Below are 14,433 nucleotides of genomic sequence, written 5' to 3'. Positions count from 1 at the left end.
AGACATCGTCTGCTGAGGCGGCACAATAGAGAGAATCTCTCTACTTCAGGACACCCAAACAGCCTCTCTGTCCGCCCATGATGGATAGTCTCCCAGGATCAGACCGAACCGGGAGGCTTCGACCATGTCCGCGCATTTCGCCCGCTCGCATCGCCATGAGGCGCTCGACCGCCTCGCTGACCGCCGTCTGCTGCGCGAACTCGCCTATGTCGGCGGCCACTGGACGGCGAGCGAGGCCGCCGAAAGCTTTGAGGTCACCGATCCGGCGACAGGAAGCACGGTCGCCTTCGTCGCGGCGCTGGATGCACGGCAAACGACAAAAGCAATCGATGCCGCCGCGCGCGCTTTTCCGGCCTGGCGGTCGCTGCTGCCGCAGGAGCGGTCAAGAATCCTGCGAAAATGGTTCGAGCTGATCATCGCCGCGAAAGGCGACCTCGCGCTGCTGATGACCCTGGAACAGGGCAAGCCCTTGCAGGAATCGCTCGGCGAAATCGACTATGCCGCCTCTTTCGTCGAGTGGTATGCGGAGGAAGCCAAGCGCCTCAACGCCGAGAGCGTCACCAGCCATCTGGCGAATGCGGAAATGATGGTGCGGCGCGAGCCGCTCGGCGTCGTCGGCATCGTCACGCCGTGGAATTTCCCCTCAGCCATGCTGACCCGCAAGGCGGCCGCAGCCCTGGCCGCCGGCTGCACCATTGTCGCGCATCCGTCCTCGGAAACGCCGCTGTCGGCGCTGGCACTGGCCGAGCTTGGCGAGCGCGCCGGACTGCCGGCCGGCGTCTTCAACATCGTCACCGGCAAGGCCGCGACGATCGTCGGGCGGATGTGCGAAGACGCGCGCGTCCGCGCCATGAGTTTTACCGGTTCGACCGAGATCGGCAGGCTGATCGCCGCGCAGAGCGCGCCGACAATGAAGCGGCTGGTGATGGAGCTTGGCGGCCACGCTCCACTGATCGTCTTTGCCGATGCCGATCTCGACAAAGCGGTAAACATCGCCATCGACGCCAAATTCGCCACATCGGGCCAGGATTGCCTCGCCGCCAACCGCACCTACGTCCAGCGGCCGATCTACGATCGCTTCTGCGCCGCCTTCGCCAAGCGGATCGAGGCGCTGCGGACCGGCAATGGCCTTGACGACAGGACTGACATCGGGCCGCTGATGCATGAGCGCGCTGTCCAGAAAGTCGAGGAGCAGGTCGCCGATGCGCTCGCCCACGGCGCACGTTGCCTTGCCGGCGGCAAGCGACATCAGGCCGGGCCGCTGTTCTACCAGCCGACGCTGCTGGCCGACGTTTCCGACGCGGCGCTGATCATGCGCGAGGAGACTTTTGGGCCGGTCGCCGCGGTGACGCCATTCGACAGCGAGGGCGAGGTGATCGCCCGCGCCAATGCCACCGAATATGGCCTCGTTGCCTATGTCGTGACCGAGAGCGGCGCGCGGCAGCATCGCATGGGCCGCGCGCTCGACTACGGCATGGTTGCCATCAACCGGGTGAAGATCACCGGCGCGCCGATCCCGTTCGGCGGCGTCAAGCAGTCCGGCATTGGTCGCGAAGGCTCGCGCCACGGGCTCGAAGCGTTCACCGATCTCAAATATCTCTGTCTCGATGTAGCCTAAGCTGCAGCGGAATCGCCCTTTCGTCAGGAGTAGAAAAAATGCTCGACCAGTCCAACGAACTCAACGCCTGGGATCGCGACCACTTCTTCCATCCCTCGACGCATATGGGCACGCACGCGCGCGGTGAATCGCCGACCCGCATCATGGCGGGCGGTGAAGGCGTGACCGTCTGGGACAACAATGGCAGGAAGAGCATCGATGCTTTCGCCGGCCTCTATTGCGTCAATGTCGGCTATGGCCGCCAGAAGATCGCCGATGCCATCGCCACCCAGGCGAAGAACCTCGCCTACTATCATGCCTATGTCGGCCACGGCACCGAAGCCTCGATCACGTTGGCCAAGATGATCATCGACCGCGCGCCGAAGGGCATGTCGAGGGTCTATTTCGGCCTCTCCGGCTCGGACGCCAACGAAACCAACATCAAGCTCATCTGGTACTACAACAATGTGCTCGGCCGGCCGGAGAAGAAGAAGATCATCTCGCGCTGGCGCGGCTATCACGGCTCGGGCGTGATGACGGGATCGCTGACCGGGCTGGAGCTCTTCCACAACGCCTTCGACCTGCCGCGCGCGCCGGTGCTGCACACCGAAGCGCCCTATTATTTCCGCCGCGCCGACCGCTCGATGAGCGAGGAACAGTTCTCGCAGCACTGCGCCGACAAGCTCGAGGAGATGATCCTGGCCGAAGGTCCCGAAACCGTGGCCGCCTTCATCGGCGAGCCGATCCTCGGCACCGGCGGCATCGTGCCGCCGCCTGCAGGCTACTGGGAGAAGATCCAGGCGGTGCTGAAGAAGTATGATGTGCTGCTGGTCGCCGACGAAGTGGTTACCGGCTTTGGCCGGCTGGGCACCATGTTCGGCTCCGATCATTACGGCATGAAGCCGGACCTGATCACCATCGCCAAGGGCCTGACCTCGGCCTATGCGCCGCTGTCGGGCGTCATCGTCGCCGACAGCGTGTGGAAGGTGCTGGTCGACGGCTCCGACAAGCTCGGCTCGCTCGGCCATGGCTGGACCTATTCGGCGCACCCGATCTGCGTTGCCGCCGGTGTCGCCAATCTCGAACTGATCGACGAGATGGATCTGGTGACGAATGCCGGCGAGACCGGCGCCTATTTCCGTACCGAGCTCGCCAAGGCCGTCGGCGGCCACAGGCACGTTGGCGACGTGCGCGGCGACGGCATGCTGGCGGCGGTCGAGTTCGTCGCCGACAAGGACGACCGGGTGTTCTTCGACGCTTCGCAGAAGATCGGGCCGCAAGTGGCGACGGCGCTGGCCGCCAGCGGCGTTATCGGCCGCGCCATGCCGCAGGGCGACATTCTGGGCTTCGCGCCGCCGCTCTGCCTGACGCGCGAGGAGGCCGACATCGTCGTTTCGAAGACGGCTGATGCGGTGAAAAGCGTGTTCGCCAATCTTTGAGATCGACGATGAACGCCATGACCGCAACCGTTCCCGCCACCATGGCCGCCGTGCTGCTCACCGGGCACGGCGGACCGGAAAAGCTCGTCTACCGCACCGATGTGAAAGTACCCTCGCCCGCACCGGGTGAAGTGTTGGTCAAGGTCAGTGCCTGCGGGATGAACAACACCGACGTCTGGGTGCGCCAGGGGGCCTATGGCACGGAAGAGGACGTGGCCGCCGTGTCGACCTGGCGGCGCCAGGGCAACACGCTGACATTCCCGCGCATACAGGGTACCGACACGGTTGGCAGCATCGTTGCCGTCGGCGACGGCGTTCCGCCGGACCGGGTCGGCGAAAGGGTGATGGTCGATTTCTCCATCTACAACCGCGACGACGATTCACTGGCCGACATCGACTATATGGGCCATGGCCGCGACGGCGGTTACGCCGAGTACCAGACCGTGCCGGCGCAGAATGCGCATGTCGTCGACACGGATATGAGCGACGTCGAACTCGCCACCTTCTGCTGCGCCTACCTGACCGGCGAACAGATGCTGGAACGCGCTGGCTTGAAAGCCGGCGAGCGCGTGCTGGTCACCGGTGCCTCGGGCGGCGTCGGCTCCGGCATCGTGCAATTGGCGCGGGCGCGCGGCGCCATTCCCTACGCCGTCGTCGGCAAGGGCAAGGAACAGGCGGTGCTCGACATCGGCGCCGAGGCCGTCATCACCCGTGGCGTCGCCGACTTGCCGCGGGCCGTGGCCGAAGTGACCGGCGGCCAGCCGATCGATGTGGTGGCCGATCTTGTCGGCGGCGCGATCTTCAACGACCTGCTGCGTATTCTGCGGCCCGAAGGCCGCTACACCACGGCCGGTGCGATCGCCGGGCCGGTCGTGCAGCTCGATCTCAGGACCATGTATCTCAAGCAACTGCAGCTGCATGGCTCGAGCCAGGGCACGCGCGCGGATTTCCGCCGGATCGTCGGCTACATCGAAGCGAAAAAGATCCGGCCACTGGTCGGCGGCGTCTACCGGCTCTCCGATTTTCACCGCGCACAGGCCGACTTCGTCGCCAAGGATTTCGTCGGCAAGCTGGTGGTGGTACCTGATGCCGTCGCGGAGCGGCTGGCGTAGTTTCCCCGGCCCTTCCCTCTAGCCACCTTCTGCCGTTGTCCCAATGGGAATGGGCTTGCAGTCGTGTCCGCGAGCCGTCACAAACGGCGACGCCCGGGGTCATGCTGGGCATCCGGTCGCGGGGTACAGGCGAGATATGACAGGCCGAATGATATTGCTCGGTGCCAAGCCGCTCGGCGTGGCCGATGTCGCCGAGATCGCACGCCGCAACGCCCGACTGATGCTGGGCGAGGAGGCGATGCGCCGCATCCGGGCAAGCCGCGCCCTGATCGAGCATCTGACCGGGCTTGGCAAACCGATGTACGGCGTCACCACGGGCCTCGGCGCCTGTGTCGACACGCCGCTCGCGCAAGCGGACCTGATCGCCTTCCAGCACAGCGTGCCGCTCAGCCACAGCATGGGCATCGGACCGGCGCTGCCCACCGAGGCGGTGCGGGCACTGATGACCGCGCGCATCTCGGGCATGGCCGCCGGTGGCACCGGCGCGTCCGAGCGCGTGGTCATGGGCCTTGTCGCAGCGCTCAATGCCGGCGTCCATCCGGTGATCCCGACCTGGGGCTCGATCGGCGCAGCCGACCTTGCCCATCTCGGCCATATGGCGAGGTCGCTGCGCGGCGATGGCGAGGCGGAATTCCAGGGCAGGATCATGCCCTCCGCGGAGGCGCTTGCCTTGGCCGGGCTCGAGCCGCTGGACCTGCGCGAGAAGGACGGCCACGCCATCATCGTCGCCAACAGCCTGTCGACCGGAACGGCGTGCCTGGGTCTCGAAGACGTCGCCCATCTCATCGACTGGGCGCTGGCCGCCGTGGCGCTCAACTACGAGGCGTTTCGCTCCTCCCTCACCGCGATCGACGAGCAAGCGCTGGCCGCACGGCCGGCCTTCGGCCAGCGCGAGATCGGCGCGCGGTTGCGCGCGGAGCTGGCGGGAAGCGGTTTGTGGAAGGACAAGGCGGCGCGGCGCCTGCAGGATCCGCTCAGCTATCGCTGCGTGCCACAGGTCTGGGGCGGTCTGCTCAATGCGTTCGAACAGGCGCGGCTGGCTACCGAGATCGAACTGACCCATTCGGGCGACAACCCGGTGATCCTGGCCGACGGCGGTCGGGTGATTTCCAACGGCAATTTCGACCTGACGGCAATGACGCTGGCCTGGGAACAGCTCGGCCAGGCGCTTGCGCATTGCGCGGTCGGCACCGCCAACCGCTGCATGAAGCTGATGTCGCCGACAACAGCCGAACTGCCGCGCTTCCTGTCGGCCAGGGGCGGCAGCCGTCAAGGCTACGCGGAATTGCAGAAGCCCTTGTCAGCGCTGGAAGCCGAGATCCGGCACCTGGCCAACCCGATGTCGCTCAGCCCGCTCGCCGTTTCCGACGGCATCGAGGACCAGTCGTCGATGGCGCCGCGTGTGGTGGCCAAGACGGCGGAGATCATCGAGCGCATGCGCTATCTCGTGGCGATGGAGCTGATCTTCGCGGCGACGGGCGTGGAGTTGCGCGGTGTCCTCGACAGCATGGGCGAAGGGCCGCAGCGCACCTTCGCCGCCGTGCGTGCGCTCGTCAGCCCGCTCGACGACGACCGCGAGATGAGCACCGAGATGACGCGGGTGGCGCGGATGGTGGCGGGTCCGCGCCACTGAGCCGACGACCGGTCCGCCACAGTCGGCATCCGGATCTTCCAGCGCGAACCCCAGACGTCCAGCAACCAACGCGCGCGGTCCGCCACCGGGGCCATCGGTGTGTTCGGTCGCCGCAAAACTCATGTTCGGCGCATGCGTGGCATGCAATGCATCAAGACATGAAAGAAGAGATGTTGCGAAATTGCTTGCCGATACGGCATGAGCATATTAGGAATAACAAATTCGTTCTTCCATGAGTTGAAATAACGGAACCTGCGCTTGGCTACTGCAAGCAATTCGGAAGTATCCGAGAGGGCCAAGGCCCCGATATGCGGTTCGCAGACGAGAATGTGCCGCCCCTGGAGTGCATTGCCGAATGTTTGCCTGACCTGACACCCCTGATCCTGTCTGGGAGGAGCCCATGGCCAACACCTACAAGGTCCATTTCGTCAGCAATCGAAACCCCATTGTGAACAGCCAAGGGCGTATCACCGGTTTCGGCCCCAATCTCAGCCAAGCTCAAGGCGTCGATATTCGCTACGGAGAGGTCCACGTGACGGTCACCGGAGCTCCCAAACAGGGCAAGATCGTGCCTGGTACCCTGGCTGTGTATGACGAGAAGATACTCGTCGAGAAGGGCAAGGCTCAAATTCGCGGAAGCGACCAGATGTTTGCCGCGCTTCATCCGGCGCTCGTTTCGGCAAAGACGATCATCCTGTTCGCGCACGGCTTCTTCAACACCTTTTCCGACAGCGTCGAACGCGCGGCGACGATCCTGAGCTTCTACGGAATAGATGCGGAGATCATCGTCTTCAGTTGGCCCTCTGCCGGCACATTGATCGGCTACCAGCATGACCGGGCAACATCACGACAGAGTGGTCCGGCCTTTGCCCGGGTTATCCGCAGGCTGGTGACGGAGCTTGCCGGGCTTTCCCGGACCGCGCCGCGTCCGACCGTTCACCTACTCTGTCACAGTATGGGAAACTATGTGCTGCGTTTTGGTGTTCAGTCATTGCTGGCGCAGCCGCTAGATACAAATCTCGGTCAGGTTCAACCAACCGCACCGGCCACACATCTTCCGACCATCTTCAATCAGATCATTCTCGCTGCCGCCGACGAGGATTCCGACGCGTTCGACCGGCAGGACAAACTAAAGGCGCTGCCCGACCTAGGGCGCGCCGTAACCGTCTACTATACCCATGAGGATTGGGTGCTGACGTTCCTGAGCGCCGGGATCGAATTCAACGGCCCCCGGCTCGGCGCCGGAGGACCCGACAATATGGCAACCATCAGCGACAAGGTGAGTGCGGTGGACGTGAGCGACGTCGTTCCAGCTGGACTCAACATGGATAGCCATCAATATTATCGGCTCTATACGCCCGTGCGCGACGATGAAGTCGCGGTGCTGGCGGGCCAGGCGCCCGACAAGATCCACAACCGGGCGGCGACGGGCGTTCCACACCGATATCGGATCGAGCCGGCGGTGGGTTGAATATCGAAGATTGCAGCGGAGTGTCTCGTTCAGACCTGCTGGCGTGATAACCCGCTCCGGCAGCGCGACGTTATTGATAAGGGCCTCTGAGGTTGAGTTTCTCGGCCAGAAGACAGAAGCGGTCGATCAGCCGGACATGTTCTTCACCGTGTTCGCCGACAATCGCGCCGCGCTCTGCGGGCGGCGCGTCCGACAGAACCTTCCACAGCCGGCTTTGCCGATCACAGATATCCGCCAGTTCGGAGCAGTCGCTGGCAGTCAATTTCAAAAAATGATCCGCCGTCACCGGTCCAATGCCAGGAGGCGTCGTCGCCCCCAGGGAAAGATAACCCGGCGGCACGGTGCCTTTGGCATTGGTCACCGATTTGCGGCAGATGAGGTCGAACAGCTGGTCGACGGCCTGTTTGGCGCCGGCGACGCGCGACGGATGGTCCGTATCAGCCGCGGCATGCGGCAGAAGTTCAAGTTTGTCGCCGTGCCTCTCGACGAGGTCGAGATAAGGCAGCATCGGGCCAGACAGACGCCCGGTTGAGGCATCCCTGAACAGATCGGCATCGATGGCGGCGTGGCGCACCCGCCCTGCGTCCAGCGCCTCGCCAAGCGCCACAACGTCGACGAGCTCGCCGCGATCGTAGTTGACCAGCACAGCGCCCTTGTTCATGCGGCTCAGAACATCGGCGCCGATGAGCCCGGCATTGGCGTAGCGGCCGGTCTGCGTATCCTGCTTGCCCAGGCCGACATGGACGCTGAGCACATCGGCTCCCTCAGCCGCGTCGGCGAGGTCCGCCGCGAAGGCAAAGCCCTCGGCTTCTACCCAGTCGCGGTGCCGTGGCCTGGCATGGATCACCACGCGCATGCCGAAGGCACGGGCGAGCTTGGCCACTTCCCTGCCGATATTGCCGTAGCCGATGATCGCGATCGTCTTGCCTTCGAGTTTTTCGGTCGGGAAAACACGCAGTTCCCTGCCGGTGTCGAAATCGCCGCGTGCCACCCGGTCGTGGAGCAAGCCGACCGGGAGATCCGGCAGCACTTTCAGGATTGCCTTCATCACCATCTGCGCGGTGGCGCGGCTGTTGATGCCGGGCGTGTTCATCAGCACCGCGGTGCCGCCCTCGCCGCTGCCGCCGCCCCAGGAGCGCGAGCCCATATTGCCGGTGCCGGCTCCAATCCGCACGCCGGCCAGCGCAAAGACGGTTTCGGCAGGCAGGAAGGTCGCTGCGGCGATGACGGCGTCATAGCGGCCGTCGCCGGCGGCTTCGATCAGCTCCTCGCGGGTGCTGAGGTCCGGCTGGTAGAAGAAATGCACCCGGCCCCGCTCGAGGCTCGCTTTGTCGCCAAGCGCGGACAGGTGGAAGCGCCCGCCCTTGGCTTCGATATGGGCGCGCACCTCGCCGGGATCAGGCTTGCCGTCAGGTCCGAAGCGCAGGCCGACCAGATCGCAGATCAGCACGGCGTAGGCGCTTTGCGGATCGATCGGCTCGACGGCCTGTGTATTGGTGTTTGCGGTCACGTTGTTTCCCCATGCAAGAACGGAAAGCTTGCCGGTTTGGCAGCGCGCTCTGAGTAATCAGAACCTATCCGCCCGGAAGGGCGTCAGATCGATCGCCGGCGGCAAACCGGCGGCAAGTTGCGACACGATCCTGCGGTGACGGCGCCGCCGATGAGGCCTTGATGACCATGGATGACGGTCTTGGCCCGTGACGCCCGGCGGCCCGATCTAAAGGCTGGGTCCCAGCTTGATCGGGCTGCCGTCGCTGAAGCGGGATTGACGGAACCTGTGAAGATCGTGTCCGATCTCGTTTCCCTGGACGAGGTCGGACACGACGCGGCCCATTCCGGGTCCGATGCCGAAGCCGTGACCGCTCATCCCGGTGGCGATGACGAGACCCGGAATTTCGGCGGCACGATCAACGACCGGCACGACATCCGGCATCGCATCGATCATGCCCGCCCAGCTCGCCTTGATCGGCACCGTCTTGAACTGCGGGAAAAGTGCCGAGAATTCGCGCTCGATATCACGCAATGCCGAGGCTTTGGGGGCCGGATTGAGGATGCGCATCCGTTCGAACGGGCTTTCCTCGTTCGCATTCCACCTGCGTGGGGTCGACCAGCCGTCCGGATAGCCGCGCGGCGCCGCCGGCAAATAGTGGGTACCAAAGGGATTGGCCACTAGGGCGGGAACATATTTCGCCGCGTGACGAAACGCGTCAGGCCCGACATACAGCTGATTGCTGCCTCCCGATGCCAGCGTGTAACCGCCATCCTGCCTGCGCCGGAATGCGATATGGTCGTCGGCGGCGGCGCCCGAATGGATTTCGGGCATGGGTCCGGTCGCGGCGACGGTCGCCCTGACGCTGAGCTGCGGGATGGAGACGCCGTGCGCGCGCAGGAAGAGCGACGTCCACGCACCGCTCGCGACAACCGCGCTCGAGGTGGCGATACGGCCCTGCTCGGTCCAGACCCCGCTAACGCGTCCAGCCGATATGTCGAGCATGCGCGCCGCACAATTCTCGATGATGGCGACGCCCTCCCGGGCGGCCAGGCGGGCAAGCGCTGAAACCGCGACCCAGGGCTCGGCGCGCATGTCCGATGGGGTGGTCATCGCACCCTTGAAAGAGCGCGACATGGCCGGGATCAGCCTGGCAGTCTCACCCTGGTCGAGGAGACGCGTGTCGACGCCGTGTATCTGAGCGATCTTCAGGAACTTCGCGAAGCCGGCCATCTCTTTGTCGGTTCGCGCGAGGTAGGTAACGCCCGTCTGCTTCAGTCCGATGTCCTCGCCGCATTCCTCGGCCAGTTGCCGCCAGAGGCGTTGCGCTTCGATGACAACGGGCAGTTCATCGGCATCGCGGCCCTGCTGCCGGATCCAGCCCCAGTTCCGCGACGACTGCTCGCCGGCGATGCGGCCCTTTTCCAGCAATGTCACCGAAATGTTGCGCCGCGCCAGGAACAAAGCCGTGGTCACGCCGATGACGCCGCCGCCGAGGACCACAACCTCCGAAGCCTTCGGCAACGGTGCTTGAAACTGGATCGGCATCGCTTCGGTGAAGGGAAAACTTGTCAAGGAAGACTGCCCTCTTGCTTTTCACGCGGCGTCGGCCCTGGCTGCTTCCGTGCCGGCGACGCGTGACAGAACTGATAGTCCGTCAAGGCTGGGTCGAGCTGGAGAATCTGCGCGTCAATGCAATGAATTGTTTATGCCAGCAAATGTCGCCTCGACACCCACATGACCTTTGCCGACAAGACCGAAGCGCCCGGCGACGACCGACGGCGGCACCGTATGTCAGGCACAGCGCGATGCCGCCATTGGCCCCTTGAAGGGTCAAGTCGGACACGCGTAACATCTCGTCATCAGAACTGAGTCTGCTTAATGCGTCCGGGCTAATGTCCGGATTGGACTGGATATTTTCCTTGCCGACGGATGCAACCAACGGCGCGGCGAAGCGCGGCAAATCGTTTGCCCATGTGGCGGAAGCCTCCTGGGGCAAGGGCCTCAGCACCTTGCTGCGCATCGTGCGCATGACGCTGCGCCATCCTTGGCAGGTCGCCATCACCCTCGTCTCGACCTTCATCGCCGCGACGCTGCAGCTTTTCATCCCACGCCTGCTGGGACGCGCGATCGACCAGGCGCAAGGCGTGATGGCCGCGGGTGCCGGCACTGTCGCGGAACAGGCGCTGTGGCACACAGCGCTGACGCTGCTCGTCGTCAGCATCCTGCGCGGTCTCTTCACCATGGCGCAGAACTATTATGGCGAGGCCGTCGGCCATCAGACCGGCTATCAATTGCGGCTCGCCTTTTACGAAAAGATCCAGCGCCTGAGCTTTTCCTTCCACGACAAGGTCCATACCGGGGACCTGATCACGCTCGGTCTGCTCGATCTCGACGGCGTGCGCATGTTCTTTTCCACCGGCATCCTGCGCGTGGTGCTGCTCAGCGTGCTGATCGGCGTCGGCGCCTATCTCCTGATCAGCACCGACCTCGTGCTCGGGCTGCTCAGCCTCAGCTTCGTGCCTTTCGTCGCCTGGCGATCCTCGGTGACCCAGCTCAGATTGCGCAGCACCTGGCTGACGCTGCAGGAGCGGCTGTCGGTGCTGAGCCGGGTGATGGACGAGAATCTGGGCGGCATCCGTGTCGTGCGCGCCTTCGCGGCGCAGCGCCATGAGCTCGCAAAATTCGACCGCGCCAAGCAGGACGCGCTGGAGCTGGCCAATCAGCGCGTCGACATCCGCGTCTCCAACACCAGCGCCATGAACTTTTCCTTCCTGGCCGCCATGGGGCTGGTGCTCTGGTTCGGCGGCCAGAAGGTGATCGCGGGCCAGATCAGCGTCGGTACGCTGGCGCAGTTCCTCACCTTCATGACCATCCTGCAGATGCCGGTGCGCCAGCTCGGCCTGATGGTCAACTCGTTCGCGCGCGCCTCGACCTGCGGCACGCGGCTGTTCGAACTGCTCGATACCGAACTCGACATCGAGGATGCGCCCGACGCCAGGGAGCTCGTCATCACCGAGGGCGTGCTGTGCTTCGACGATGTCGGCTTCCGCTATGAAGGCGCGGGCGATCGCCCGACGCTGTCCGGCATCTCTTTCGAGGCCAGGTCCGGCGAGACGATAGGGATCGTCGGCCCGCCCGGCAGCGGCAAGTCGACCATCGCGCATCTGATCCCGCGCTTCTACGACGTCACCTCGGGCACGATCACCATCGACGGCCAGGACATAAGCAAGGTCACGCTACAATCGCTGCGCAAGGCGGTCGGCGTGGTGCAGCAGGACGCCTTCCTGTTCACCACCTCGATCGAGAACAACATCGCCTATGGCAACCCCTGGGCGCGCGAGACCCGCATCGGGCAGGCCGCCGAGTATGCGCAGTTGCACAACTATATTATCGGGCTTCCGGCCGGCTATACCACGGTCGTCGGCGAACGCGGCGCGTCGCTTTCCGGCGGCCAGCGCCAGCGCCTGACCATTGCGCGCAGCCTGATGCTGCGGCCATCGGTTCTGGTCTTCGACGATTCCACCGCGGCAATCGATGCCGGCACCGAGCAGCGTATCCGCGCGGCGATGAAGCGTTTCGCCAAGGATCGCGTGACGCTGATCATCTCGCACCGGCTGAGTTCGCTGATGCATGCCGACCAGATCCTGTTCGTCGAGGGCGGCCGCATCGTCGAGCGCGGCACGCATGAGGAGTTGCTGGCGCTGGGCGGTCGCTATCGCGCGCTTTACGACCTGCAGCTGCGGCCGGACAACGACCGGCTCGAGGGAGCCGCATGATGTCGAGCCAGGACGACGACGAGAAGGACGACAAAAGCGGCCGGCCGAGCAAGGCCGTCGTCGGGTCGCATCGCGACGAGGAAGAGGTTTTCGGCAAGGCCTATGATCCGCGCATCGTCAGGCGCATCTGGAGCTTCGTCAGACCCTATCAGGGCCGGATCTTCATCTCGGTGGCGGCGGTGCTGGTGTTCACGCTGACGCAGCTGGCGATCCCGCTGGTCATCCGTTATGCCATCGACCACGGCATGGCTCCGGGCAGGCTCGACCGCTCGGTGATGATCTCCGCGATCGTCACCTTCACCGTGATCATCCTGATCAACTATGCCGCAAGCCATGTGCAGGAAAGCGTCGTCGGCAAGGTGGCCGAGAATGTGCTGTCCGACCTGCGCCGCGCCATGTTCAGCCATTTGCAGCGCGTGTCGCTGAGCTTCATGGACAAGACCGAGGTCGGCCGGCTGATGTCGCGCCTGCAGGGCGACGTCAATTCGATGCAGGAATTCCTCGAAACGTCTGTCATGTCGGTGGGCGACATCGTGCTGCTGTTCGGCATCGTCACCGTCCTTTTGTGGCTCGATTTCCGGCTCGGACTGCTGACGCTGTCGACCATGCCGATGCTGTTCATCGTGCGGCTGTTCTGGCTGCCGCGCGCCAAGGTCGCCTTCATGGCGGCGCACGAAACCAATTCCATCGCCAACGGGGCACTCGCCGAAGGCATCCATGGCGTGCGCACCGTGCAGAGCCTGGAACGCCAGCACGTCAATTTCGACCTCTATGACGAGAAGGTGCTGGCCAACCTCAACGCCCATCTGCGGTCGGCGAAATATGCGCAGGTGATGGTGCCGATCGTCGACACGCTGACCGGCATCGCCATGGCGACGGTCATTGTCGGCGGCGGTTCGATGGTGCTGTCGCACAGCCTCGATGTCGGCGTCATGGTGGCGTTCCTGTTCTACATCCAGCGCTTCTTCGACCCGATCCGTTCGCTCACCATGCAGTACAGCGTCATGCAGCGCGCCATGGCCTCCGGCCAGCGCATCTCCGAAGTGCTCGACGTGCCGGTGGATGTCAGCGACAGGGACAATGCGGTGGCCTTGTCGCGCGATACGGACGGCTCGGTCGAGTTCAGGAACGTCACTTTCGGCTACCGGCCGAACCAGCCGGTGCTGAAGAACATCTCCTTCCGCGTCAATCCCGGCGAGACGGTCGCCCTTGTCGGCCCAACGGGATCGGGCAAGTCGAGTTCGATGGCGCTGGTGCACCGCTTCTACGATGTCTGGTCGGGGCAAGTCCTGGTCGGCGGTCATGACGTGCGTGACCTGACGCAGGATTCGCTCGGCGACCAGGTGGCCATGGTGCTGCAGGAGCCGTTCCTGTTCTCCGGCACGGTGCTGGAGAATATCCGCTACCACAAGACCGGCGCAACCCGCGATGAAGTGGTGGGCGCCGCACAAGCGGTCGGCGCGCACGACTTCATCGAACAGTTGCCCGATGGCTACGATACCGAACTCGAACAGCGCGGCGGCAACCTTTCGCTCGGCCAGCGCCAGCTCATCAGTTTCGCGCGAGCGCTGGTGGCCGACGCCAAGATCCTGGTGCTCGACGAGGCTACGGCCAGCATCGATTCCTACACCGAGATGCTGATCCAGAAGGCGCTGATCAAACTGCTGGAGGGCCGCAGCGGGCTGGTCATCGCCCATCGGCTCGCTACTATTCGCGGCGCCGACCGCATCATCGTGCTGCAGAATGGCGAAATCGTCGAAAGCGGCAACCACGAACAGCTGATGCAGAGGAAGGGCCTCTACGCCCGCCTCTACAACATGAACTACGCTTCGTTCGACGACATTGCGGAAGGCGAGCTGGAACTGGACGCCGTGGTCGGCAAGGCGACGTGAACGGCGCCTGCAAGTGGCCGC

Annotated in this window: 9 protein-coding genes; 7 read left to right on the top strand and 2 right to left on the bottom strand. The window is 64.3% G+C overall.

The genetic code is table 11. The features are described from left to right. Window positions 1-124 precede the first annotated feature (124 nt). The 5 genes from FJV80_RS00200 (at window position 125) to FJV80_RS00180 (ending at window position 7,252) form a co-directional block, all read left to right on the top strand. Window positions 125-1,618: an NAD-dependent succinate-semialdehyde dehydrogenase gene (locus tag FJV80_RS00200; RefSeq protein WP_142875238.1), complete on the top strand. Its 1,494-nt coding sequence runs from the start codon at window positions 125-127 to the stop codon at window positions 1,616-1,618. Between the two features lie 38 nt (window positions 1,619-1,656). Further along, window positions 1,657-3,036 (top strand): aspartate aminotransferase family protein, encoded by a 1,380-nt coding sequence (locus FJV80_RS00195; RefSeq protein ID WP_142875237.1) that lies wholly within the window; start codon window positions 1,657-1,659, stop codon window positions 3,034-3,036. An 8-nt stretch (window positions 3,037-3,044) separates the two neighbouring features. Then, window positions 3,045-4,148, top strand: a complete 1,104-nt coding sequence (locus tag FJV80_RS00190; protein ID WP_142875236.1) for an alcohol dehydrogenase family protein — start codon at window positions 3,045-3,047, stop codon at window positions 4,146-4,148. A gap of 136 nt (window positions 4,149-4,284) precedes the next feature. Then, window positions 4,285-5,781 carry a histidine ammonia-lyase gene (gene hutH, locus FJV80_RS00185; RefSeq protein WP_142875235.1) on the top strand — a complete coding sequence of 499 codons (1,497 nt, stop codon included), beginning with the start codon at window positions 4,285-4,287 and terminating at the stop codon, window positions 5,779-5,781. 400 nt (window positions 5,782-6,181) lie between these two features. After that, window positions 6,182-7,252 (top strand): alpha/beta hydrolase, encoded by a 1,071-nt coding sequence (locus FJV80_RS00180; RefSeq protein ID WP_142875234.1) that lies wholly within the window; start codon window positions 6,182-6,184, stop codon window positions 7,250-7,252. 70 nt (window positions 7,253-7,322) lie between these two features. Here FJV80_RS00180 and FJV80_RS00175 read toward each other — a convergent pair whose 3' ends face one another. Both FJV80_RS00175 and FJV80_RS00170 read right to left on the bottom strand, forming a co-directional pair. Then, window positions 7,323-8,762, bottom strand: a complete 1,440-nt coding sequence (locus FJV80_RS00175) for an NAD(P)-dependent oxidoreductase (RefSeq protein WP_142875233.1) — start codon at window positions 8,760-8,762, stop codon at window positions 7,323-7,325. A 207-nt stretch (window positions 8,763-8,969) separates the two neighbouring features. Further along, on the bottom strand, window positions 8,970-10,316 hold the full coding sequence (locus FJV80_RS00170) for an FAD-binding oxidoreductase (protein WP_142875232.1): 1,347 nt from the start codon (window positions 10,314-10,316) through the stop codon (window positions 8,970-8,972). A gap of 347 nt (window positions 10,317-10,663) precedes the next feature. Between FJV80_RS00170 and FJV80_RS00165 the strand changes: the two genes are divergently transcribed. Then, window positions 10,664-12,520 carry an ABC transporter ATP-binding protein gene (locus tag FJV80_RS00165; protein WP_142875231.1) on the top strand — a complete coding sequence of 619 codons (1,857 nt, stop codon included), beginning with the start codon at window positions 10,664-10,666 and terminating at the stop codon, window positions 12,518-12,520. Beyond that, window positions 12,520-14,412: an ABC transporter ATP-binding protein gene (locus FJV80_RS00160; RefSeq protein WP_142875230.1), complete on the top strand. Its 1,893-nt coding sequence runs from the start codon at window positions 12,520-12,522 to the stop codon at window positions 14,410-14,412. The genes FJV80_RS00165 and FJV80_RS00160 overlap by 1 nt, the downstream gene beginning before the upstream one ends. The last annotated feature ends 21 nt before the right edge of the window (window positions 14,413-14,433 follow it).

The sequence above is a fragment of the Mesorhizobium sp. WSM4310 genome, from assembly GCF_007003935.1.
Classification (GTDB): domain Bacteria; phylum Pseudomonadota; class Alphaproteobacteria; order Rhizobiales; family Rhizobiaceae; genus Mesorhizobium.
This window is presented reverse-complemented; position numbering and strand designations above follow the sequence as displayed.

What these genes read in the sequence shown, in the direction of transcription:
- FJV80_RS00180 (WP_142875234.1), top strand. Translation starts at nt 6,182, where the DNA reads ATGGCCAACACCTACAAGGTCCATTTCGTCAGCAATCGAAACCCCATT.
- hutH (WP_142875235.1), top strand. Translation starts at nt 4,285, where the DNA reads ATGACAGGCCGAATGATATTGCTCGGTGCCAAGCCGCTCGGCGTGGCC.
- FJV80_RS00195 (WP_142875237.1), top strand. Translation starts at nt 1,657, where the DNA reads ATGCTCGACCAGTCCAACGAACTCAACGCCTGGGATCGCGACCACTTC.
- FJV80_RS00200 (WP_142875238.1), top strand. Translation starts at nt 125, where the DNA reads ATGTCCGCGCATTTCGCCCGCTCGCATCGCCATGAGGCGCTCGACCGC.
- FJV80_RS00160 (WP_142875230.1), top strand. Translation starts at nt 12,520, where the DNA reads ATGTCGAGCCAGGACGACGACGAGAAGGACGACAAAAGCGGCCGGCCG.
- FJV80_RS00190 (WP_142875236.1), top strand. Translation starts at nt 3,045, where the DNA reads ATGAACGCCATGACCGCAACCGTTCCCGCCACCATGGCCGCCGTGCTG.